Raw genomic sequence first — 23078 nt, 5'->3', positions numbered from 1 at the left:
CTTCCCCGGCGGCACGCTACCGCGTCGACGCCCGCCCGGCCGTGGCCTTGCGGCTACCGCCCGCGCCGCCCGTCGCCGCCCCCGGGGCTCAGGTGCCGGACGGCTCCTCCAGCACCAGGCGGATCTCCGTCACCCGGTAACCGGCGCGGTCGAAGGCGGCCGCCATCGGCCGGTTCACGGTGTCCGTGGTGGCGGTGATCCGGTCGGCGCCCTCGGCCGCGTGGAAGCGGGTGATCTCGCCGAGGACCTCGTCGATCAGGCCCTTGCCGCGCAGCTCCGGTACGACGCCGAGGTAGCCGACATTGCGGTGGTAGGGGGTCCGGGAGGGGATCGCCATTCCCGCCGGGGTGCCGTCGGGCAGGTGCGCCAGGCGCCACCAGGACCGCTCGCCCGGGCAGTCGAGGTAGTAGGCCAGGTCGTCCCGGGCCAGGGCCTCGTCGTCCATCGTCCGCAGCTCGGCCTGGGTGTGCAGGTCCAGGCTGCCGCGGGACAGCCGGGCGAAGAAGTCGAGGAACTCCTCGTCCGTGCCCTCGCGGAAGACGAGCCGACCCGTGGGCTCCGCGGTCCCCGCGTCGGGCGTCCACTCGTAACGCAGCCGCTCGACGGTGCTGCTCAGCCCCGCCCGGTGGGCGGCCTCCTCGCGCCAGGCGACGGCGCGGGCGAGCGCGGGGGTGGCCCGCCAGTCGTGCGGCAGCGACAGGTTGTACAGCGGCCGACTGCCGAAGGCCTCGTGACCGGCCGCCAGGAGCCGCTCGGCCAGCTCGGCCGGGTCGGACACCTCGGGCCGCACCTGGAGGCAGTCGAGCGCCAGCGGGTGCTCGCTGTCGGCGCGGCCCCACCACAGGGCGCGGGCCAGGATCCGGCCCTCCTCGTCCTCGGCGAACCAGGTCCACTCCGGCCGGAACCGGTGCGCGGCGAGTTCGTCCCGGACCCGCTCGGCGTCCAGGGCGGGGACGGGATCGGTCGGGCCGTCGGCCGGGTAGGCGACGGCCCGATCGAGGTCGGCGGGGTCTGCGGTGGCGGGGCGGAATCGAAGGTGCATCCGCCGATGATCACATTCCGTGCCCGGTGGGGAAAGGGAGTTCTTCCCGAAGCCGTCAGCGCCAGGTGCGGGCGTCGCGGACCGCTCCCGCCGCCAGGTCCAGGCGGCCCTGGAAGTCGCCCGAGCGGGTGGCGATGACCAGCAGGGGCAGCCCCGCGGAGTCCCGGTAGGCACTGTAGAACCCGAGCACCGCGTTCGGGTCGGACAGCAGGTCCGCCGGGGGGCTCAGCCGGAGCAGTTCCGTGCCGTCGGCCCGGTAGACGACCGCGTTGTCCTTCGGCGTGAAGGGCCGGGTGTCCAGGGCTTCCACCACCAGCACCAGGGTCCGGCCGTCGTGCGTCCAGGTCATGACCGACTGCGGCGGCGCGCCATGGTGCTTCTCGACCGCGGCGCCGCCGTCGTTCCAACGGACGGTGCTCTCGCCGGCGGTCCAGTCGACCGTCATCTCGGGTTCCTGCGTCATTACTTGGGGATCTCCACGGGAGGGCCGACCGGGATCAGTCGGGCGCGGTCTTCGTAGTTCAGGATTTCCAGCTGGCTGACCCCACCCGGCAGGTGGCCCAGCGTCGGGTCCGTCTGGGGGCCGATGATGCTCTCCTGGATCCGGATGGGGTCACCGGTGTCGGGGAACCGGTACCGCTGGAGCATCGAGACGTCGTCCTTCCAGTCGGTGCGGATGGCCAGTTGGTCGCGCACGAACTGCTGGTTGGGGACGCCTTCGAAGGTGCCGAACCCACCGGGGCTGGTGGCCGGCTGCCCCTTGGACAACACCATGTTGAACTCCTCGCCCGGCCGTGCCAGCCGGGAGGTGATCGGCGTCCCGTACATGTTCGGGGGTTCGCGCTCGGCCTTGGGCAGCGCCAACTGCTCCTTGCCCGCCGCCGGGCAGCCGCTCAGGCCCAGCGGGTCGGCCCACACCAGGGGGTTGGTGACGTACGCGACCGGGTTCGGGGACGGCGTCAGGCCCAGCGGGTCGGAGGTCAGGTAGCGGGCCGTCTCCGGGTCGTAGGTCCGGAAGTGGTTGTGGTGGAGGCCCGTCTCCGGGTCGTAGTACTGGCCGGGGAAGCGCAACGGCGTGTAGGCGCTGGCGTCGCGGTTCCAGCTCGTCGCGCCCCACACGGTGGAGCGGGTGCGCCAGGCGACGGCCCCCTGCTCGTCGATCATCTCCGTCGGGGTGCCGACCAGGTCGGTGACGATGGCGAAGAAGCGGCTGTCGATCTCCGGCTGCGGCAGCTCGCGCGGGTCCCCCGGCGCGGCCACGGGCCGGATGGACTCGACTTGGGTCAGGGGATGCAGTCCGGCGTGCGTCCAGCTGAGCGTGACCTCGTGCGGGTTGTCCCGCACGAGGGTGGTCTGCTCGGCCAGCGTCGTCCCGTCCCAGGTGAAGAGGGTTTCCTCCGCGACCGCGGGGTCCGCGACGGGTGTTTCACGTGAAACACCGACAACTCCCGTGTCGAGGAGGCCTGTTTCACGTGAAACGTCCTCGGTTTCACGTGAAACAACGGTCGGATCGAGCCGCTGCTTGGCGACGCGGCGGCCGAGCCCGTCGTACCGGTAGCGCCAGCGGGTCCCGTCCGCGGTGGTGACCTCGGTCAGCCGGTCGTCCGCGTCCCAGACGTAGTGCCAGGTGTCGGGCTTGCGGGAGAGCCGGGTGCGCCGGAGCAGGACCACACGGCCCTGGGCGTCGTGCTCGTAACGGACCCGGCCCGCCCGGGTGATCCGGGTACCGGTGTACTCGCGCTCGCCCACGGCATCGGCGCCCGGGTGGTCCTGGGGCCAGTCGGCGGACGTCTGGTTGCCCGCCTCGTCGTAGGCGTAGCGCTCCGACCAGGAGGCGGCGTCCACACCGGTGATCCGGGACGCGCCGTCCAGGGTGAAGCGGCGCGGACCGCTCGTCTCGTCGTCGATCTCCAGCAGGTTGCCGTCGGCCCGGTAGGCATAGCCGCGGCGTTGCAGGGTCCGCTGGTCCGAGCCGGTGATGTGCCGGGTGGTGAGCCTGCCCGCGGCGTCGAAGGTGTGGTGCAGGGTCGCGCTCCGACCGATGCGCCGGGTCAGTTCACGGCCCGCGGCGTCCCGCTCGAAGACCACGTCCCGTCCGGAGGCGTTCAGCCCCGTGCAGTGACCGGCCGCGTCGTAGGTCCAGTGGGTCCGCGCCCCGCTGGGCAGGGTCCGGGCCACGGGTCGGCTCAGCTCGTCGTAGGCGTAACGGACCGCCCGCCCGTCCACGCGTTCCTCGGCCAGGCGCCCGTGCCGGTCGCGGATGCGCACCAGGTGGGTGCCGTCGGCCGAGGTCACCGCGGCGGGCAGATCGAAGACGTCGTACTCGAAGGTGGCCGTGCCCGTCGGGGAGGTCTTGCGGACGATCCGGCCGAGCACGTCCCGCTCGTAGGCGATCTCCTCGCCCGCCGCGTTCGTGCGGGAGGCGAGCCGTCCCGTCGGGTCATAGGCGTAGCTCAGGGTCCGGCCGTCGAAGTCCGTCTCCGAGGTGAGGCGGCCCGCCGCGTCGTAGGTGTACTCCCAGTTCAGGCCCTGGGGGTTGCGCACACCGGTCAGCCGCAGTCCCGCGTCGTAGGTGTAGGCGTGCCGCACCCCGTCGGGTCCGGTGCGGGCGGCGAGGAGATCGAAGTGGGTGTACTCGAAGCGGGTCACCCCGCCCGAGGGATCGGTGAAGGCCGTGCAGTTGCCCTCGCCGTCGTAGACCCACAGGCGTTCCGCGCCGTCCGGGTCCACCCGGCGGGCGGGCTTGCCCTCGGTGGTCCACTCCATGAGCGTGACCCCGCCGAGCGGGTCGGTGACCCGGACCGGACGGCCGAAGGCGTCCCGCTCGAAGCGGGTGACGGCGCCCAGCGGATCGGTGCTGGTGACCGGGAGGCCCGCCGCGTCACAGGTGATGCGGGTGACCGCGCCCAGCGCGTTGGTGACCGCCGTGAGGTGGCCGCGCTCGTCGTGGGCGAAGGTCGTCACCGCGCCCGCCGAGGTGGTGAGCGAGGTGCGGTTGCCGCGCTCGTCGTAGCTCTGCCGGATCACCGTGCCGTCGGCGTTCGCCACCCGGACGGGCAGGCCCAGCCGGTCGTACTCGGTGCCCGCGCTCCGGCCGTCGGGGCGGACGGAGCGGATGATCCGGCCCGCCCCGTCGTACTCCTGGTGGGAGGTGGCGCCGAGGGCGTCCGTGCGGCTGGTCGGCCGCCCCTGGCGGTCGTAGGCGTAGTGGGTGACGGCGCCGAGCGGGTCTGTCTCGGCGACCACCCGGCGGTGCGCGTCGATCAGGTAGCGGCGGGTGTGCCCCGCCGCGGTGGTGACGGTGGTGATCCGGTGACCGGTGCCCGGGTCGACGGCGTCGTAGTCGAGGGTGAGGGCGAGGTGTCCGCCGCTGCCGCCCTCGGCGACGCAGCGGTCCTGGTCGTCGTAGACGTAGTCGTAGCGGCTGTGGTTGGTGTCGGTCCAGGAGGTGATCCGGCCGCGCTCGTCGTAGTCGAAGCGCAGGGGCAGGCCCGAGGAGTTGGTCACGCCGGTGAGCCGACCGCCGGTGTAGTCGTAGGCGAGGATCCGCGGGCCACCGGTCAGGTGCAGGGCGGTGATCCGCCCGTCGGCCGTCTCCAGGTCCAGGTGGTAGCCGCCGCTGTGGGCGATGCCCACCGGGGCGCCCTCGGCGTCGTACTCGAAGGTGATGGTGTTGCCGTTGCGGTCCGCGAGCTCCGCGATCGGGGCCCGACCGTCCGCACCGGCCTCCGGGGCGGGCGCGGTGAAGCGGCGGACGTGACCGGTCACCGGGTCGGTCAGCGTGTAGTCGCCTTCGGGGGTGCGCTCCAGGGGCCGGAGCGGTCCCGTGGCGGGCAGCACCGGAACGCCGGGGGCCGGATGCGGGTACCCGATCAGGAGGCCGTCCTCGGTGACCAGGACGACGCCCTCGGCGTCGATCTCCAGGTGCTGGTCGACCGTACTGCTCCACGAGGGCCCGAACCAGCGTCCCGCCGTGTAGCCGGACTCCGCCCGGCGCCCGAACACCAGGGGCAGGGCGCCCGGCAGCACCACGTCGGTCTGCGGCAGGTACATCCGGCCGGTGGCGAGGTCCACCGGGTCCGTGCCGCCCGTGGTCCGCTCGCCGTCCGGCGTCTTGTGCAGGTCCGGACCGTCTCCGGTGAGGGCCTTGCGGCCGGGCCCGGTCGGGATGTCGTCGGCGAGCTTGGCGACCGTACCGGCCTTCTTCGCCAGCCCCAGGCCCTTGGTGCCGATCAGCTCCGGAAGGAGCTTGCCGATGCCCTCGGAGGGGTCCTTCATGAACTGGTCGAGCATCTGCTTGCCCGCGCCCATGGGGTCGTTGACGGCGGTGACCAGCCCGGCGACCGTCGAGTTCAGGCTGGTCGCGTACTCGGCGGGGTGCGTCAGGTTGTACGGGTCCGTCGGGTTGACCGAGCGGACGAAGTTGACGAGGCCGGCCGTGCCCTTGATGACCCCGCCGGTGAGGTGCGTCTTGGCGATGTCGAGGTACTGCATCCCGTCGCCGAACTGTTCGCCGTACGAGGGCTTCTCCGGGGCGGCGTCCCGCGCCGCGCGGATCGCCGTGCGGGCCGTCTCCGCCACCTCGTTGCGCTGCTTGCGGGCCCCGTCGAGCTTGTCCTGGGCCGCGTGGGCGAGTGCGGTGCCCGGGTCGGTGAAGCCGCCCGGCTTGGGCGGCAGGGTGTCCTTCTTCGCGTCGATGGCGTCGTTGTAGGCGTCGACCTGCTTGTTGTAGGCGTTGCGGGCGTCCGTCGAGGCCTTCTTGGCCGCTTCGTAGTCCGCCAACGCCTCCTTGGCCTGCCCCTGTGCCCACTCCACCGTCTCGGCGAAGCCCCCCACGGCGACGGCGGCCTTGCCGAAGGCCTCGGCCGCCTTGAACCAGCGGGGCGGTTCCTTCGCGACCGCTTCGCGGAAGGCGTCCGCGGTCTTGCCCTTCAGACCGTCCCCGTCCATCCCCTTGAGTCCGCCGCCGACCTTGTCGAAGGCCGCTTTGAAGTCCTGGAGGTGCGCGGCCTGGGCCCGGATCTTGGAGACGCTGCCGTAGACCAGCTTGTGCGGGTCGTCGGTCTGACCGAGTTCCAGCTCGGCGACGTCCGCGCCGAGCTGGTTGGCGGCGGAGCGGCTCTTGTCCCGGATCCAGTCGCCCGCGTCCTCCAGCCCCACCTTGTCGGCCAGTCCGGCGACCTTGTCGCCGGTCCATTCGATGGCGTCGCCGACGTCTTCGACGCGGTCCTCGACCCAGTCCTCGACGGGGTCCGGAATGAAGTCGCCGAGCCCCATCTACTTGCCGTCCCCACTGCCGGTGGCCTGGTCGACCATGTCCTTCAACGAACCGATCTTCCCGGTGGTCATCAGCTTGTCGCCGGTCTGCGACCAGGTGTCCTTGATGTCCTGGCCGCTCTTGGCGAACGACTCGGGGCTGTAGTCGGGCTTGTAGACGTCCGCCCGGAAGATGTCGCCCCAGCCCTTCTCCTCGATCTCGTCCTCGCTCGCGTGCGGGTTGCCGTACGCCGAGTTGGCCGCGACCTTGAAGGCGCCCTGGATGTAGTGGTCCTCCTCCCACAGCGTCCCCGCGGAGATCCCCAGCGCCTGCGCGAGGGTGCTCGCGTCCTGGACGAGGGAGCGCACGCCCCACTCCCAGCGTTCGCAGAAGTCCTCGAAGTCCGTGGCCAGGCCGGCGTGACCGGCTTCCATCCCGGTCATCGACAGCGAGCTGAACCCGGCCCCCATCGAGGCCCCGCCCGCGTCGGCACCGGACTCGCGCAGTTCGCCCACCGCCGCCCGCAGACCGTCCTGGACGCTCTTCACGGCCTCCGGCGCGACCGCCAGGTCCTGGTCACCGCTCATGCCGTCACCGCCACGGCGTCCGGGACGATCCCCACGACCGGCGGGAAGAGCATCGCGCCCGCCCCGTCCGCCACGTTGACGGCGATGCCGGTCGGGCCCTCGGCTCCGGGAACGACCATGTCGGCCAGCCGGGCGCCGAGCACCGCGAGGTACTCCCACTCCTGGTCCCCGGCGCCGCGCGCGAGCGCGAAGCGCGCCAGGGCGGCCTCGTCCGTGAAGGCGTAGATCCAGCGGACCCCGCCCTGCTCGCCCGACATCAGGGCGCCGTCGGCGAGCGGAGCGAGCAGCAGGGCGCGCCGGAATTCGCCGATCAAACGCCGTGGATGCCCGGATCCGCCCCTCAGGTCGGAAATCTCCTCGGTCAGTCCCATGTCCTGCGCCCCGTTCCCGGAGGTGCCGGGTCGGCCTCCGATCCGCACACGGTACTCAGCACCGAGAGCCGGCCACCCCTGGGGGTAACCGGCCCTCGCCGATGCGTCGAACGGTCGATCAGGACCAGGTGACCAGGCGCTTCGGGTGCTCCAGGACCGCCGCGATGTCCGCGAGGAAGCGGGAGCCCAACTCGCCGTCGATCAGCCGGTGGTCGAAGGACAGCGCCAGGGTGGTGACCTGACGCGCCTTCACCTTGCCCTTGTGGACCCACGGCTGGAGCTTGATCGCACCGACCGCGAGGATCGCGGACTCGCCGGGGTTCAGGATGGGCGTACCGGTGTCGACGCCGAAGACGCCGACGTTGGTGATGGTGAGGGTGCCGCCCTGCATGTCCGCCGGGGAGGTCTTGCCCTCACGGGCGGTCGCCACCAGGTCGGACAGGCCCTGCGACAGCTCGGCCAGGGTCTTGGCGTGCGCGTCCTTGACGTTCGGCACGATCAGACCGCGCGGGGTGGCCGCCGCGATGCCCAGGTTCACGTAGTGCTTGAGCACGATCTCCTGGGCCGCCTCGTCCCAGGACGCGTTGACGTCCGGGTTGCGGCGGACGGCGATGAGCACGGCCTTGGCGATGAGCAGCAGCGGGTTGATCCGCAGCCCCGCCATGTCCGGGTCGTCCTTCAGCTCCTGGACGAGCTTCATCGTGCGCGTCACGTCGAGCGTGACGAACTCGGTGACGTGCGGGGCGGTGAAGGCGGAGCTGACCATGGCCTGGGCCGTGACCTTGCGGACGCCCTTGACCGGGACGCGGGTCTCCCGCGCGTCCGGCGCCGACACGACCGCGGCCGCCGGTGCGGCCTGGGCCGCGGGGGCGACGGGCGCGGCCTGCTGCTGCGGAGCCAGTGCGGCGGTGGCCGCCGCGTGCACGTCCTCGCGGGTCACGACGCCACCGTCACCGGTGGGCACGATCGCCGCCAGGTCGATGCCGAGGTCCTTGGCGAGCTTGCGGACGGGCGGCTTGGCGAGCGGGCGCTCGGCGCCCGCGGACCCGTGGGCGCCGTAGCCGTTGCTGCCGTTGCCGTTGAGCACCGGAGCCGCGGGGGCGGGCACCACCGGGGCGGCGGGTGCGGGCACCACCGGGGCGGCCGTCGCGGCCGCGGCCGGAGCCGCCTTGCGCGGGCGGCGCTTGGTGGAGGCGGTGGAGACGCCGTAGCCGACGAGGACTGGCTGGCGCGCGGCGGGCGCGGCCTCCGCCTCGGGGGCGGCCGCGGGAGCCGCCTCGGCCTCCGCGGCCGCGGCGGGAGCCCCGGCCTCGTCATCGGCGCCGGTCCGCACCGAGATGATCACCTGGCCGACGTCGACCGTGGTGCCCTCGGCGAAGCGCAGCTCGTGGACCACGCCGTCGAAGGGGATCGGCAGCTCGACGGCCGCCTTCGCGGTCTCGACCTCGCAGACCACCTGGCCGTCCGTGACCGTGTCCCCGGGCTGCACGAACCACTTGAGGATCTCGGCCTCGGTGAGGCCCTCGCCCACGTCGGGCATCTTGAATTCGCTGATCGTCACGAAAATCTCCTCAGTACGCCAGCGAGCGGTCGACGGCGTCGAGCACCCGGTCCAGGCCGGGCAGGTACTCGTCCTCCAGGCGGGCCGGCGGGTACGGCGCGTGGAAACCGCCGACGCGCAGCACCGGCGCCTCCAGGTGGTAGAAGCACCGCTCCGTGATCCGGGCGGCGATCTCCGAGCCGACGCCCAGGAACACCGGGGCCTCGTGCACGATGACCAGCCGGCGGGTCTTCTCCGCCGAGGCCTGGATGCCGTCGAAGTCCACCGGGGACATGGACCGCAGGTCGAGGACCTCGACCGACTTGCCCTCCTCGGCGGCGGCCGCGGCGGCCTCCAGACACACCTTGACCATGGGCCCGTAGGCGGCCAGGGTCACGTCCGACCCCTCCCGCGCGACCCGCGCCTTGTGCAGCTCGCCGGGGATCGCCTCGACGTCGACCTCGCCCTTGTCCCAGTAACGGCGCTTCGGCTCGAAGAAGATCACCGGGTCGTCGCTCTGGATGGCCTGCTGGAGCATCCAGTAGGCGTCCGCCGCGTTCGACGGCGAGACCACCTTGAGGCCCGGGACGTGCGCGAACAGCGTCTCGGGGGACTCGGAGTGGTGCTCGACCGCGCCGATGCCGCCCGCGTACGGGATGCGGATGACGACGGGCATCTTGATCTTGCCCAGCGAGCGCGCGTGCATCTTCGCGAGCTGGGTGACGATCTGGTCGTAGGCGGGGAAGACGAAACCGTCGAACTGGATCTCCACCACGGGCCGGTAGCCGCGCAGCGCGAGCCCGATCGCGGTGCCGACGATGCCCGACTCGGCGAGCGGGGTGTCGATGACCCGCTCCTCGCCGAAGTCCTTCTGCAGGCCTTCGGTGATCCGGAAGACACCGCCCAGCTTGCCGACGTCCTCGCCCATGATGAGGACCTTGGGGTCGTTCTCCAGCGCCTTGCGCAGCGAGTCGTTGAGCGCCTTGGCGATGGTCAGCTTCTGTACCGGCATGGTCACTCCCCACCCTCGAAGGACGCGAGGTAGGCGGCGAACTGTGCGCGCTCCTCGTCGACGAGCGCGTGCCCGTCGGCATAGACGTTCTCGAAGATCGCCATGGTGTCCGGGTCGGGCATGGCCCGCACGACCTCGCGGACGTGCTTGCCGAGGGCCTCGCTCTCGGCCTCCAGCTCCTCGAAGAACGCCTCGTCGGCGTCTCCGCTGGCGAGCAGGTACGTCTTCAGGCGCAGGATCGGGTCCTTGACCTCCCAGGCCGCGCGCTCCTCGTCCCGCCGGTACTTCGTCGGGTCGTCCGAGGTGGTGTGGGCACCCATGCGGTAGGTGAACGCCTCGACCAGCGTGGGTCCCTCGCCGCGGCGCGCGCGGTCCAGGGCCCAGCGGGTCACGGCCAGGCAGGCCAGGACGTCGTTGCCGTCGACCCGTACGCCCGGGAAGCCGAAGCCCTGGGCGCGCTGGTAGAGCGGGACGCGCATCTGGCGCTCGGTGGGCTCGGAGATCGCCCACTGGTTGTTCTGGCAGAAGAACACCACGGGGGCGTTGTAGACGGCCGAGAAGGTGAACGACTCGGCCACGTCGCCCTGGCTGGAGGCGCCGTCGCCGAAGTAGGCGATGACCGCGGAGTCCGCGCCGTCCTTGGCCACGCCCATGGCGTAACCGGTCGCGTGCAGCGTCTGAGAGCCGATGACGATCGTGTACAGGTGGAAGTTGTTGAGGTTCGGGTCCCATCCACCGTGGTTCACACCGCGGAACATGCCCAGCAGATTGGTCGGGTCGACCCCGCGGCACCACGCGACGCCGTGCTCGCGGTACGTGGGAAAGACGTAGTCCTCGTCGTTCAGCGCGCGGGCGCTGCCGATCTGAGCGGCTTCCTGGCCCAGCAGCGAGGCCCACAGGCCCAGCTCGCCCTGGCGCTGGAGCGCGGTGGCCTCGCCGTCGAAACGACGGGTCAGGACCATGTCGCGGTAGAGACCGCGCAGGTCGTCTCCCGTGATGTCCTCGACGAAGGCCAGGAATTCCGCGTTCTCAGGATGGTCCGCGGCCGAAACCCGGGTCCCCTCGGGCGTCAGCAGCTGTACGAGCTGGGGCTCGGCACTCTCGGTGGCGGCGGCGGCAGCGGCGGCCTTCTTGCCGGCGCTCGCGGCGCCGGCCGCTCGCTTGGTGCCGCTGCTGCGTCGCGGCTTGCGCGCGGCAGTGCTCTCCACGGTCACGTGTGCTCCTCCGTCGGTCCGGCACCCGGGTTCTCCGGGGGCCAGTGCGGCTCGCCAAAATCCGTGCGCGCGCACGGGGTGGGTGCGACGCGGTAGGGATTCCGGCGTGACAGGTGCCCCGGCGAGTGCCCTGCACAATGCACGTTACCCAGTGCGTCGCATATCTGCGAAACCCCGTTTGACCTGCGATTTTGCTTGGATTTCCAAGTAAATCCGAGGATCGGGGAACAACCACTGGTCACAGCCTTGCAGGGGGCCGGAACAACGGCACGTTATCCCGGCCTCTTGCGGCAGGGAAGGGGTGAGTGTGTGAAACTGATTCTGTGCGCGAAGACGGAAAAATCAAGGTATTCCTCCTGGACGACCACGAAGTGGTACGCCGAGGTGTCTATGAGCTGTTGTCGGTCGAAGAGGACATCGAGATCGTCGGCGAGGCCGGTACGGCCGCCGACGCCCTGGTCCGCATCCCGGCCACCCGCCCCGACGTCGCCGTGCTCGACGTCCGCCTGCCGGACGGCAGCGGCGTCGAGGTCTGCCGCGAGGTGCGCTCCCAGAACGAGGACATCAAGTGTTTGATGCTGACCTCGTTCGCCGATGACGAGGCGCTCTTCGACGCGATCATGGCGGGCGCCTCCGGGTACGTCCTCAAGGCCATCCGCGGCAACGAGCTGCTGCACGCCGTCCGTGACGTGGCGGCCGGCAAGTCGCTGCTGGACCCCGTCGCCACGGCGCGGGTGCTGGAGCGGCTGCGCGACGGCAAGAACGGGAAGGGCGACGACCGCCTCTCGAACCTGACCGAGCAGGAGCGCAAGATCCTCGACCTGATCGGCGAGGGCCTGACGAACCGCGTGATCGGTGAGCGCCTGCACCTGGCCGAGAAGACGATCAAGAACTACGTCTCCAGCCTGCTGTCCAAGCTGGGCATGGAGCGCCGCTCCCAGGCCGCCGCCTACGTGGCCCGCCTCCAGGCCGAGAAGCGCTAGGGCGGCTCACCCGAGCCCCCCGCCGACCCCGGCACCGCCGACCCCCGGCACCGCAACGCCCCGTGGCCGCACGCTCGCCGTGTGATTCCACGGGGCGCGCTGTTTAATTCGGGACCAACGTCCCCGATCATCGGGGCGGGCTCCTCTTTCCCGGCACGGTGTCGGTACCGGACAGTGGACGGCATGTCCCCTGAGGAACTCCACGCCATCGAACTGCTGCGCCAGGTGCCGTACGGCCGGGTCGCCACCAGCATGCGCGCGCTGCCCTTCCTCGCACTGGCCCGCCACATCGTGGTCGACGGCAAGGTGGTGCTGAGAATGCACGCGGGCTTCGGATATCACCAGGCCTGCAACGGCAGCGTGGTCGCCTACGGCGCCGACAACTTCAATACCGGCGACCCCCGGTTGTGGTCGGTGCAGTTCACCGGAACGGCGCAGATCGTCGAGCCGACCACGGCAGAACTGGAACTCTTCGGTCCGGGTCCGCATTTCATCGACGGCGCGGTCTTCGACCCCGTCTACATGCGAATCGAGCCGCAGTTCGTGACGGTCCACGCACTGGCCGCGAATCACGACCGGCAGTACCAGCACGCCCTCTGAGCAGCACGAACCCCGCGGTACGAGCGGTACGAAGTCCCGGCATCACGAAGTCCGAGCGGTACGAACGACGACGGGCCCGGCGGAAGGAATTCCGCCGGGCCCGTACGCGTGCTCCCGCGCCGCTATCCGTTGCGGCCGTCGTCCGGGGAGGGGGTCGACGGCTTGCTCGACTGCGACTTCGACGGGGTCGGCGACGACGGCGTGTGCGAGGGCTCGCTGGAGGACTCCGAGGTGGACGGCGTCGGCGACGGGGTGAAGCTCGGCGTCCGCGACCGGTTCGGGCTCGGGGTGTAGCTCTCGCGCGAGCGCGGGGACTCCGGCGTGTCCGACGGCGAGGTCTCGGGGCTGCTCGGCGAGCTCTGCTCGCTGCTGGGCGGGCTCTGCGAGCTGCTCTGCTCGGTGCTGGGGGTGCCCTTGCCGCCGGCCTTGTCCAGGGCGAAGACCACCCCGGCCGCGATGGCGATCACCGCGAGCGCCGCGAAGAGGACCATCTTCCAACGGCCGCCGCCGGAGCCGCCCTGACCGTTCCCGTGGCCCTGGCCGCCGTCGTGGTAGCCACCGCCGCCGCCGGGGAAGGCGGAGCCGTCGTCCGGGTTCAGCGGCGGCACCATCGGCTGCTGGAACTGCGAGGTCGTGGCGTTCGAGGGGTACTGCTGGCGGCCGCCGGTGTTCCCCATCGGCATGGCCGTGGTCGCGGCGGGGCCGCGCCCGTGCGGCAGCGCCATGGTGACCGGCCCGGTGTTCCAGGTGCCCGTGTTCGCGCCCTGGTCCTGGAGCATCTGGAGGGCGTACCCGACCAGACCGCGCATCTCCTCGGCGCTCTGGAACCGGTCGTCCGGGTCCTTGGCCAGGGACCGCATGACCAGCCCGTCGAGCTCCTGCGGGATCGCGTGGCCCTCGGGCAGCTGCGAGGGCGGCACCGGCGCGTCCTGCACGTGCTGGTAGACCACCGACAGCGGCGTCTCGCCCGTGAACGGGGGCCGCAGCGCGAGCAGTTCGTACAGCAGGCAGCCGGTGGCGTACAGGTCGGAGCGGTGGTCGACGGCCTTGCCGAGCGCCTGCTCCGGGGAGAGGTACTGCGGGGTGCCCATGACCATGCCGGTCTGGGTCATCGTCGACTGCGCGCCGTGCAGGGCGCGCGCGATGCCGAAGTCCATCACCTTCACCGCGCCGGTGTTGGTGATGATGACGTTGGCGGGCTTGATGTCGCGGTGCACGATGCCGTGCTGGTGCGAGTAGGCCAGGGCCTCCAGCACGCCGGACACGATGATCAGCGCCTGGTCGGGGCCCGGGGCCTCCGCGCTGATCAGCAGGTCGCGGATGGTGCGCCCCTCGACCAGCTCCATCACGATGTACGGGACGACGTTGGGGCCGACCCGGTCCTCGCCCGAGTCGTAGACGGCCACGACGGCGTGGTGGTTCAGGCCCGCGACCGACTGTGCCTCGCGGGTGAAGCGGGCTTTGGAGACCGGGTCCTCGGCGAGGTCCGCGCGCAGCAGCTTCACGGCGACGGTCCGCCCCAGGCGCACGTCCTCGGCGGCGAACACCTCCGCCATGCCGCCGCGACCGAGGCGGTGGGTCAGCCGGTAGCGGCCGTCACCCACGATCCCGCCGGCGCCCCAGTGCTCCGGACCATCAGCCATCCCGGCGCCGTTTCCCTCGGGTTCGGGTGCCATCAGTCCTCGCCGTCGTCTCTCTGGGCCGCACAAGCGGTGGGTCTTGTTCGGAGTGCTCCGATGAACGCTACAGCCTCGGCGCGACTCGCCGACCGGCTCGACGGCCTGTCCCCGTGTGGTCACGGATCGGGCAGCTGGCTTGACGTGGGCTTGCCCTCCGGCAGACTGGGCGCGATATGCGCTCTGTCAGACGCGTACGCACACTGCTTGAGGGGAAGCGACAGTCATGAGCCAGGACGGCACCGAGGGCCGGTACGCAGGCGGGTCCTTGGCCGGCGGCCGGTACCAGCTGCGGGACTTGCTCGGCGAGGGCGGCATGGCGTCCGTGTACCTCGCGTACGACTCCGCGCTCGACCGGCAGGTCGCGATCAAGACGCTCCACAGCGAGCTCGGTCGGGAGCAGTCCTTCCGCGAGCGCTTCCGCCGCGAGGCCCAGGCTGTAGCGAAACTGTCGCACACCAACATCGTGTCGGTGTTCGATACCGGCGAGGGTGATCTCGACGGCATGCTCATGCCGTACATCGTCATGGAGTACGTCGAGGGCCAGCCCCTCGGCAACGCGCTCCAGTCGGACATCACGCAGTACGGGGCGATGCCGGCCGACAAGGCGCTGAAGGTCACCGGCGACGTGCTGGCGGCCCTGGAGACCAGCCACGAGATGGGCCTGGTCCACCGGGACATCAAGCCGGGCAACGTGATGATGACCAAGCGCGGCGTGGTCAAGGTCATGGACTTCGGCATCGCGCGCGCCATGCAGTCGGGCGTCACCTCCATGACCCAGACCGGCATGGTCGTGGGCACCCCGCAGTACCTCTCCCCGGAGCAGGCGCTCGGCCGGGCCGTCGACGCGCGCTCCGACCTCTACTCGGTCGGCATCATGCTCTTCCAGCTGCTGACGGGCCGCCTGCCCTTCGAGGCGGACTCGCCGCTGGCGATCGCGTACGCGCACGTGCAGGAGGAGCCGGTCGCGCCGTCCTCCATCAACCGCTCCGTGACGCCCGCGATGGACGCGCTGGTCGCCCGCGCGCTGAAGAAGAACCCGAACGAGCGCTTCCCCACGGCCGAGGCCATGCGCGGCGAGGTCCTGCGCGTGCTGTCGGCGGGGCAGACCGGCGCTCCCGTGATCGTCGCGGGCGCGCCCGTGAGCAGCGGCGCCGGGGTGTCCTCGGCGGTCTTCCCGCCGGTGGACTCCGGGTTCCAGTCCCCGCCGCCGCAGGCGCTCCAGCAGCCGTACCAGTCGTCGCCGTACGGGCCCGCCACCCCGGCGCCGCAGCACCAGCAGACGCCGCCGCCCGCGTACGCGTACCCGCACCAGCAGCAGCACACGCCGCCGCCCCAGCAGCACGCGCAGTACGCCCCGCACGCGCCGCAGACCCCACCGCCCTTCACCATCTCGCCCGCGACCACCAGCTCGTCCACGAGCGGCGGGGGCGCCGGGGGCGGCCGGAACACCCCGGTGATCGTCGGCTCGATCGTGGTGGCCCTGCTCGCCATCGGCGGTCTGATCACGGCGATCTCGTTGAGCGGCGGCGACAAGGGCGGTGACGAGCCGAAGCAGGCCTCCTCCGCGAGCTCGTCCCCTTCGGCCAAGAGCGGCCACAAGGGCCCGGACACCACCCGCACCATCGACGCGGCGAAGTGCAAGGAAGCCACGAAGTCGTACAAGGACGCGACCAAGGTCGACGCCCCGGACTTCCGGTACAAGGACGTCCGGTCGGTGAAGGAGTGCATCCAGGCAGCGGGCTGGAAGTTCACCATCCAGACGCGCGACGAGGCGGTCTACGGCCAGGACACGGTGCTGGAGCAGCTGCCCGCGGCCATGTCCGACGTGCCGAAGGACGGCGCCGAGTTCACCCTCGTCGTCTCCACCGGAGACCCGCAGTAGCCCCACCGCAGGACACTTCGGCATCCCGGGCACCCCTGATGGGGCGCCCGGGATGCCGCTTTTGCCCCACCGTGTAAATCTGAGCGTGACACCTCGGTCGCTCGGGACGGGAGGGGCTCCCCGTGACGCAGTACTTCCGCCGGCCCGCCGGGACGGCGCCGGGCCCGGCCGCATCGCCCCTGGCCCTCACGGCCTTCGCCGTACTCGCCCTCACCTGCCTCGCGCCCGCCGCTCCGGCCCTGGCCGCACCGCCCGCGTACGCCGTCCCCGCGCCCGTCCGCTACGTCCTGCCCGGGTACGACGGCCCCGAGGACGACGAGCTGGCGGGCAGCGTCGCGGGCGCCGGGCGCGAGCACCCCGGGCGACCCGCCGCCGAGCCCGCGAACCCGGAGACCGTCCTGGCCTCCCGACCGCTGCTGCCGGTGCGGCCGCGCCCCGTCGAGCAGGTCGCCCCGCCGCGCGCCGAGCCGAGCCCGCCGCCCGAGCCCGCGGCCCAGGCGCTGGGCGGCGGACCGGGCGGGCGGGCCGCCGACCTGGCCGCGCACATACTGCCGCTGGGTACGGGATTCGCCCTGATGGGAGTGGGTCTGGGCTACATGGGCGTGCGGCTGCGCCGGCTCTGACACGAGGGCCCGAAAGGGCCGGGTCCCCCTCACGACGTAGGCCTTTTGGCGGTTGTCCCGCTCGACATACTCGGTATACATACTGAGTATGTCTATCCGCCATGGCCTCCTCGCCCTCCTGGAACGGGGACCTCGGTACGGCTCACAGCTGCGCACCGAGTTCGAATCCCGCACAGGTTCCACCTGGCCGCTCAACGTCGGGCAGGTCTACACGACCCTCGCCCGGCTGGAACGTGACGGCCTGGTCGCCCCCGGCGGCGAGGACACCGCGGGCCACACCCTGTACGCCATCACCGACGCCGGCCACGAGGAACTGCGCTCCTGGTACGAGCGCCCCGTCGACCGCGCCAACCCGCCCCGCGACGAGCTGTCGATCAAGCTCGCCATGGCCGTGGGCGCGCCCGGCGTGGACATCCGCGCCGTCATCCAGTCCCAGCGCCACGCCACGATCCGGGCGATGCAGGACTACACCCGGCTCAAGGCCCAGGCGCTCGCCGCCATCGAGAGCGGGAAGTCCCAGGAACGCGACGACGTGGCCTGGCTCCTGGTCGTCGAACAGCTGATCTTCCAGACCGAGGCCGAGGCCCGGTGGCTCGACCACTCCGAATCCCGGCTGGTGCGGCTCTCCGTCCTGGCCGAACGGGGAGCCCCGGCACCCGCACCTTCGACGGCCGACCCCGGTCCCGATCCGGGACCCGCCCCGGCACGAGCCGCCTCCAGCACCGCTTCCGCCACCGCCCAGCCGTCCCGAGGGGGACTTCCGCATGCCTGACCAGCACCCGTACCCGCAGCCGAACCAGCACCCGCACCACGGCCGCCCGGCCCGGGACGCCCAACAGCCCGTCCTCCAGCTGGACCAGCTCGTGCGCACCCACGGCAGCGGCGCCACCGAGGTGCACGCCCTGCGGGGCATCAACCTCAGCGTCTACCCCGGTGAGCTCGTCGCCGTCATGGGCCCCTCCGGCTCCGGCAAGTCCACCCTGCTGACCCTCGCGGGCGGGCTCGACACCCCCAGCAGCGGCCGGGTCATCGTCGAGGGCACCGACATCACCACCGCGAACCGCAAGCAGCTGGCCGCCCTGCGCCGCCGCAGCATCGGCTACGTCTTCCAGGACTACAACCTCATACCGGCCCTCACCGCCGCCGAGAACGTCTCCCTGCCCCGCGAGCTGGACGGCACCTCCGCCCGCAAGGCCCGGATATCCGCCCTGGCCGCCCTCGAGGAGATGGGCCTGGGCAAGCTCGCCGACCGCTTCCCCGACGAGATGTCCGGTGGCCAGCAGCAGCGCGTGGCCATCGCCCGTGCCCTGGTGGGCGACCGCCGCCTCGTGCTGGCCGACGAGCCGACCGGCGCCCTGGACTCGGAGACCGGCGAGTCCGTGCTCGGGCTGCTGCGCGCCCGTTGCGACGCGGGCGCCGCCGGCATCCTGGTCACCCACGAGCCGCGCTTCGCGGCCTGGGCGGACCGGGTGGTCTTCCTGCGCGACGGCAGCGTCGTCGACGAGACCCTGCGCTCGGGGGCCGACTCCCTGCTGTCGGGGCTGGGGACCGCTCAGTGAAGGCCTGGTACCACTCCTGGATCGCGGCCCTGCGGATCGCCCGCCGCGACGCCTGGCGCGCCAAGGGCCGCAGCGTCCTGGTGCTGGCCATGCTGGCGCTGCCCATCATCGGGGTGAGCGCCACCGACCTCACCCTGCGCAGCGCCCAGCTCTCCCCCGCACAGACCATGGACCGCAAGCTCGGCGCCGCCGACGCCGAACTGCGGGCCGCCAGCTTCGGCGTACCCCTCTACCAGCAGCCCGACGGGGAGAGCTACGCGCCCGTCGGCGGCTTCAAGAACTTCACGCCGCCGAAGGAGGACGAGAACCGCACCGACAACCTCAAGGCGGTGCTCCCGGCCGGCGCGCAGGGCCTCAAGAACACGACCGCCTACGGGAGGGTGCGCACCGCGAACGGGCTGATGAGCACCGAGCTGCGCGAAGTGGACGCCGCGAGCCCGCTGCTCAAGGGAATGCTCACGCTCAACAGCGGACGGCTGCCCCGGCAGAACGGCGAGATCCTCGCCACCGACGCGTTCCTGGCCGAGTCCGGGTACGCGGTGGGCGCCTCGGTCACCCCCCGCGGCATGAAGAACTCGTACACGATCGTCGGCTCCTACGAACTGCCCAACAGCCTGGGGGCCCCGCAGCTCCTCGCCCCGCCCGGGAGCCTGCTCGAACCGCTCGACCGCGCGCTGACGGAGGCGGGGCTGAACCCCCTGCACCCCAGCGACAGCTACCTCGTCAAGGTCGGCGGCGAAGGTTTCACGTGGAACATGGTCAAGGAGGCCAACGCCAAGGGCGTGGTCGTGGTCTCGCGGGCGGTCGTGCTGAACCCGCCGGCCGACTCCGCGGTGCCGTACTTCCAGCAGGAGGGGCACGACACCTACACGGGCCGGACGGGCCGGACCACCGAAATGGCCATCGCGGCGACCATCGTCGGTCTCGCCATGCTGGAGATCTGCCTGCTGGCGGGTCCCGCCTTCGCGGTCGGCGCGCGCCGCTCGCGCCGCCAGCTCGGCCTGGTCGGCGCCAACGGCGGCGACCGGCGACACATCCGGTCGATCGTGCTCTCAGGCGGCCTGGTGCTCGGCGTCATCGCCGCTGTCATCGGCACCGGGCTCGGCGTGATCCTCACCCTCTCCCTGCGTCCGCTGCTGGAGGAGAAGCTCGGCGCCCGTTTCGCCGGCTTCAACATCGTGCCGCTGGAGCTCGTCGGGATCGCCCTGCTGGCCGTGCTGACCGGCCTGCTGGCCGCGATCGTCCCGGCCATCACGGCGTCGCGGCAGAGCGTCCTGGCCTCGCTCACGGGCCGTCGCGGGGTCCGCAGGTCCAACCGGATCCTGCCGGTCCTCGGCCTGCTCGCCCTCGCCGCAGGCGCCGCGATCGCGCTCTACGGCACGGTGTCCGGCATGGGCTTCATCGTCGTCGCGGGCGGTAGCGCCATCGCCGAGCTGGGCCTCGTCGCCATGACCCCGATGCTGGTCGGCCTCTTCGGCCGGATCGGGCGCTGGCTGCCGCTCTCCCCGCGGCTCGCCCTGCGCGACGCGGTGCGCAACCGCGGGCGCACGGCCCCCGCCGTGGCCGCCGTCCTGGCCGCCGTGGCCGGCACGATCGCCGTGGCGACGTACCACGAGAGCAAGGAAGTCCAGTCCGTGCACGAGTACGTGGCCAAGCTGCCCAGCGGCTCCGGCACCGTCGTCACGAACGAGGCGGGCTCCTACCGTGACGTGCCCGCCGTCCGCGAGGCCCTCTCCCAGCAGTACCCGATCGCCGTCCGGGCCGATGTGGACCGGCTCGTCGTCGGCAAGCCCAGCTGCGAGCGCTACGGCCAGAACGTCAAGGGCTGCGGCGAGGCCGAACTCATCGTGCCCAAGGAACAGCGCTGCCCGCTGGACGAGGCCGAGCACGGTCCCGCCTCCTTCGGCCTCGAAGAGCAGAAGAAGCTGCGCAGCGACTGGCGTTGTGCGCGCGGCGACCACTACGCCCGCTACCAGACGGTCGTCGCCGACCAGAAGCTGCTGACCGCGCTGGCGGTCACCGACCCCGGCACGGTGGCGGCCCTCACCTCGGGCAAGGCCGTCTCCTTCGACAAGCGCAACGTCAAGGACGGCAAGGTCACCATCCGGCTGATCACCGACCTGGAGAAGGCCAGCGCCGCGCGCTCGACCCACAAGGAACTGCCGGGCGAGGACAAGGTGTTCCCCGTCCACCAGGCGCCGGAATCCGTCGAGGGCTACGGGATCCAGCTGATCCTGCCGCCGACCGCGGTCAAGGCCGCCGGGATCACCACCGCCCCCTTCGGCTCGTACTTCACCCTGGACGGCACCCCGACCTCCGTCCAGAAGCAGAAGCTGGAAGGCGAGATCGACCGGATGGGCACGGACGCCGAGGTGTTCGTCGAGGCGGGCTACCAGGCGCCCTCCAGCATCGTCCTGATGGCCCTGACCCTCTTCGCGGGTCTGGTCACCATCGGTGCGGCGGGCATCGCCACCGGCCTCGCCCAGGCGGACTCGGAGGCGGATCTCAAGACGCTGGCCGCGGTCGGCGCACCCCCGCGGGTGCGGCGCACCCTCAGCGGCTTCCAGTGCGGGGTGGTCGCCCTGATGGGCGTGGTGCTGGGCTGCGCGGCGGGCATCCTGCCGGGCGCCGGGCTCCGGCTCGTCGAGCGGCGCGACCTGACGCGCCTGTACGAGTACGGCGTGGCGAACGGCCATGAGGCCGTCAGCAGCCCGCCGTGGGTGCCCGTGGTGGTGCCGTGGCAGACCATCCTGGAGCTGATGGTCGTGGTCCCGCTCGGGGCCGCCCTGCTCGCCGCACTGGTCACCCGCTCCAGCGGCGCCCTGGCCCGCCGGGCCACGGGCTGATCCCGGTGCCCCCGGACAGGTTGGATCACGCCTGTCCGGGGGCACACCGTGTGAGTACGAAGGTGTGCGAGAGAATGGTCGGCATGGAGATGCCGAGTGGTGAACGGTCGCAGGACAGCCCCCCGCACGTCCTGATCCTGGGACAGGACGGGATGGCGGTCGGCGGCGCCGATGACGAGTCTCGCGAGGTGCCGGTGACGGAGATGGTCGAACAACCCGCCAAGGTCATGCGGATCGGCAGCATGATCAAGCAGCTCCTGGAAGAGGTCCGCGCCGCTCCTCTCGACGAGGCCAGCCGCGTCCGCCTCAAGGACATCCACGCGGCTTCGGTCAAGGAGCTGGAGGACGGACTGGCCCCCGAGCTGGTCGAAGAACTGGAGCGGCTCTCCCTGCCGTTCACCGAGGAGGCCATCCCCTCCGAAGCGGAACTGCGGATCGCGCAGGCCCAGTTGGTCGGCTGGCTGGAAGGCCTCTTCCACGGCATCCAGACCGCCCTGTTCGCCCAGCAGATGGCGGCCCGCGCGCAGCTGGAACAGATGCGCCGCGCGCTGCCGCCCGGCTCCGGACACGAGGACGACGAGGACGGCGGCCACGGGGCCGTCCGCTCCGGCCCGTACCTGTAGCACCGGCTCCCGCACCGCCGGGACCCCGCGCCGCCCGCGCCCCGCCGCCCCTCAACGGGGGTGGCGGGGCGCGGGCGTTCGCCCCGTCCTCAGCGCCGCCCCCGCCCCGCGGGGAGGTTCTGGATAAATGCCGGTTAAGCGGGGTCAACCAGATGAAACACAACCCCCGCATACTCGGGACATGACGTACAACGCGATCGTGTTGGCCGGCGGCGCCGCGCGACGGCTCGGTGGCGCCGACAAACCCGCCTTGAGCGTCGGTGGACGGGCCCTGCTCGACCGGGTGCTCGACGCCTGCGCCGACGCCGCGGACACCGTGGTCGTCGGCGCCCGCCGCCCCACCTCCCGGCCCGTGCGCTGGACCCGCGAGGAACCGCCCGGGGGCGGGCCGCTGGCCGCGCTGGCCGCCGGGCTGCGGCACACCGAATCCGAGCTGGTGCTCGTGCTCTCCGCCGACCTGCCCTTCCTCGACCGCGGGACCGTACGGGCGCTGCGCGCCGCCGTGACCGGCACCGGCGCGGCGGGCGCCCCGGTGGACGGGGCCCTGCTGCGCGACGCCGAGGGGCGCGACCAGCCGCTCGTCGCCGCCTACCGGGCCGAATCGCTGCGCCACGGGGTCGCCCTGCTGGCCGCCGAACACGGCGGCCTCACCGGGCTGCCGCTGCGTGCGCTGACCGCCGAACTGGAACTGGTCCGAGTGGGCGCGGCCGCGCCCCTCGCTTCCTTCGACTGCGACACCTGGGACGATCTCGCGGCCGCGCGCGCCCGGATCAGGGAGCATGGGTCCGTGCTGGACGAATGGATCACCGCCGTCAAGAACGAGCTGGGCATCGACGTCGCCGTCGACACCAAGACCCTGCTCGACCTCGCCCGTGACGCCGCCCATGGCGTCGCCCGTCCCGCCGCGCCGCTGACCACCTTCCTGGTCGGCTACGCGGCGGCGCGGGCCGAAGCCACCGGAGCCGACCCCGCCGAGGCGGTCGCCGAAGCCTCCCGCAAGGCCGCGGCCCTGGCCCTGCGCTGGGCGGCGGAGGCCGACTCCGCCGACGGGACCGGCTCGGGATGACACCCGCCGACGCCACCGACGCCGAGCGCGCCCTGGACGAAGCCCTGGCCGCGCTGAGCCGCCCCACCGCCCGACACCACCCGACCCCGGCCCGGGACACCGGCTCGGGCGCGGGACCGGGCGCCGACCCGGCCCACGCCGACGCGCCGGGTGCCGCCGCGCGTACGGCCCCGCCCCGCGCCGCGGCCGCGGCG

19 protein-coding genes are annotated in these 23078 nt (G+C 72.1%); 10 read left to right on the top strand and 9 right to left on the bottom strand.

The annotated features are described in order from the left end of the window. Window positions 1–88: 88 nt before the first annotated feature. From ACFWAR_RS28840 to pdhA, 8 genes are all read right to left on the bottom strand, one after another. A complete protein-coding gene (locus tag ACFWAR_RS28840; RefSeq protein WP_385783124.1) occupies window positions 89–1042 on the bottom strand; it encodes a GNAT family N-acetyltransferase in 954 nt (317 codons plus the stop codon). 55 nt (window positions 1043–1097) lie between these two features. After that, window positions 1098–1505 (bottom strand): hypothetical protein, encoded by a 408-nt coding sequence (locus ACFWAR_RS28835; protein WP_385783121.1) that lies wholly within the window; start codon window positions 1503–1505, stop codon window positions 1098–1100. Further along, entirely contained in the window at window positions 1505–6319 is a 4815-nt protein-coding gene (locus tag ACFWAR_RS28830) for a putative T7SS-secreted protein (RefSeq protein ID WP_385783118.1), read from the bottom strand. The genes ACFWAR_RS28835 and ACFWAR_RS28830 overlap by 1 nt, the downstream gene beginning before the upstream one ends. Then, entirely contained in the window at window positions 6320–6886 is a 567-nt protein-coding gene (locus tag ACFWAR_RS28825; RefSeq protein WP_354378765.1) for a hypothetical protein, read from the bottom strand. After that, window positions 6883–7200, bottom strand: coding sequence for an SseB family protein (locus ACFWAR_RS28820; RefSeq protein ID WP_385783114.1), 318 nt, complete (start codon window positions 7198–7200; stop codon window positions 6883–6885). Before ACFWAR_RS28820 ends, ACFWAR_RS28825 begins: the two co-directional genes overlap by 4 nt. Window positions 7201–7375: 175 nt before the next feature. Beyond that, the gene (locus ACFWAR_RS28815) at window positions 7376–8797 is read right to left on the bottom strand and encodes a dihydrolipoamide acetyltransferase family protein (RefSeq protein WP_385783208.1); all 1422 of its coding nucleotides are present in this window, start codon (window positions 8795–8797) and stop codon (window positions 7376–7378) included. A 31-nt stretch (window positions 8798–8828) separates the two neighbouring features. Continuing rightward, window positions 8829–9809, bottom strand: a complete 981-nt coding sequence (locus ACFWAR_RS28810) for an alpha-ketoacid dehydrogenase subunit beta (RefSeq protein WP_385783111.1) — start codon at window positions 9807–9809, stop codon at window positions 8829–8831. 2 nt (window positions 9810–9811) lie between these two features. Next, a complete protein-coding gene (gene pdhA, locus ACFWAR_RS28805) occupies window positions 9812–11023 on the bottom strand; it encodes a pyruvate dehydrogenase (acetyl-transferring) E1 component subunit alpha (protein WP_385783108.1) in 1212 nt (403 codons plus the stop codon). A 323-nt stretch (window positions 11024–11346) separates the two neighbouring features. On the opposite strand from pdhA, the gene ACFWAR_RS28800 reads away from it, so the two are divergent. Both ACFWAR_RS28800 and ACFWAR_RS28795 read left to right on the top strand, forming a co-directional pair. Further along, window positions 11347–12006: a response regulator transcription factor gene (locus tag ACFWAR_RS28800; RefSeq protein ID WP_330331424.1), complete on the top strand. Its 660-nt coding sequence runs from the start codon at window positions 11347–11349 to the stop codon at window positions 12004–12006. A 183-nt stretch (window positions 12007–12189) separates the two neighbouring features. Further along, window positions 12190–12606, top strand: a complete 417-nt coding sequence (locus ACFWAR_RS28795; protein ID WP_385783105.1) for a pyridoxamine 5'-phosphate oxidase family protein — start codon at window positions 12190–12192, stop codon at window positions 12604–12606. Window positions 12607–12728: 122 nt separating this feature from the next. Here the strand turns inward: ACFWAR_RS28795 and ACFWAR_RS28790 are convergent, their stop codons facing one another. Next, entirely contained in the window at window positions 12729–14282 is a 1554-nt protein-coding gene (locus ACFWAR_RS28790; RefSeq protein WP_385783102.1) for a protein kinase, read from the bottom strand. 226 nt (window positions 14283–14508) lie between these two features. On the opposite strand from ACFWAR_RS28790, the gene ACFWAR_RS28785 reads away from it, so the two are divergent. From ACFWAR_RS28785 to ACFWAR_RS28750, 8 genes are all read left to right on the top strand, one after another. Next, complete coding sequence (locus ACFWAR_RS28785) at window positions 14509–16167, top strand: protein kinase (protein WP_385783099.1); 1659 nt, start codon at window positions 14509–14511, stop codon at window positions 16165–16167. A 122-nt stretch (window positions 16168–16289) separates the two neighbouring features. Further along, window positions 16290–16790, top strand: a complete 501-nt coding sequence (locus ACFWAR_RS28780; protein WP_385783096.1) for a hypothetical protein — start codon at window positions 16290–16292, stop codon at window positions 16788–16790. A gap of 88 nt (window positions 16791–16878) precedes the next feature. Continuing rightward, a complete protein-coding gene (locus ACFWAR_RS28775) occupies window positions 16879–17562 on the top strand; it encodes a PadR family transcriptional regulator (RefSeq protein WP_385783093.1) in 684 nt (227 codons plus the stop codon). Further along, on the top strand, window positions 17555–18349 hold the full coding sequence (locus tag ACFWAR_RS28770; protein WP_385783090.1) for an ABC transporter ATP-binding protein: 795 nt from the start codon (window positions 17555–17557) through the stop codon (window positions 18347–18349). The genes ACFWAR_RS28775 and ACFWAR_RS28770 overlap by 8 nt, the downstream gene beginning before the upstream one ends. After that, window positions 18346–21195: an ABC transporter permease gene (locus ACFWAR_RS28765; RefSeq protein ID WP_385783087.1), complete on the top strand. Its 2850-nt coding sequence runs from the start codon at window positions 18346–18348 to the stop codon at window positions 21193–21195. Before ACFWAR_RS28770 ends, ACFWAR_RS28765 begins: the two co-directional genes overlap by 4 nt. 83 nt (window positions 21196–21278) lie before the next feature. After that, entirely contained in the window at window positions 21279–21818 is a 540-nt protein-coding gene (locus tag ACFWAR_RS28760; RefSeq protein ID WP_385783085.1) for a bacterial proteasome activator family protein, read from the top strand. A gap of 181 nt (window positions 21819–21999) precedes the next feature. After that, window positions 22000–22884, top strand: coding sequence for an NTP transferase domain-containing protein (locus ACFWAR_RS28755; RefSeq protein ID WP_385783082.1), 885 nt, complete (start codon window positions 22000–22002; stop codon window positions 22882–22884). Further along, window positions 22881–23078, top strand: a 198-nt coding sequence (locus tag ACFWAR_RS28750; RefSeq protein ID WP_385783079.1) for a hypothetical protein, incomplete at its 3' end; no start/stop codon positions are given. The genes ACFWAR_RS28755 and ACFWAR_RS28750, both read left to right, overlap by 4 nt.

Origin of the sequence: Streptomyces sp. NPDC059917 (assembly GCF_042730635.1) — a bacterium.
In the GTDB taxonomy this organism is placed as follows: Bacteria; Actinomycetota; Actinomycetes; order Streptomycetales; family Streptomycetaceae; genus Streptomyces.
Note: the sequence above shows the minus strand (reverse complement) of the source record. Positions and strands in the feature narration are given on the sequence as shown.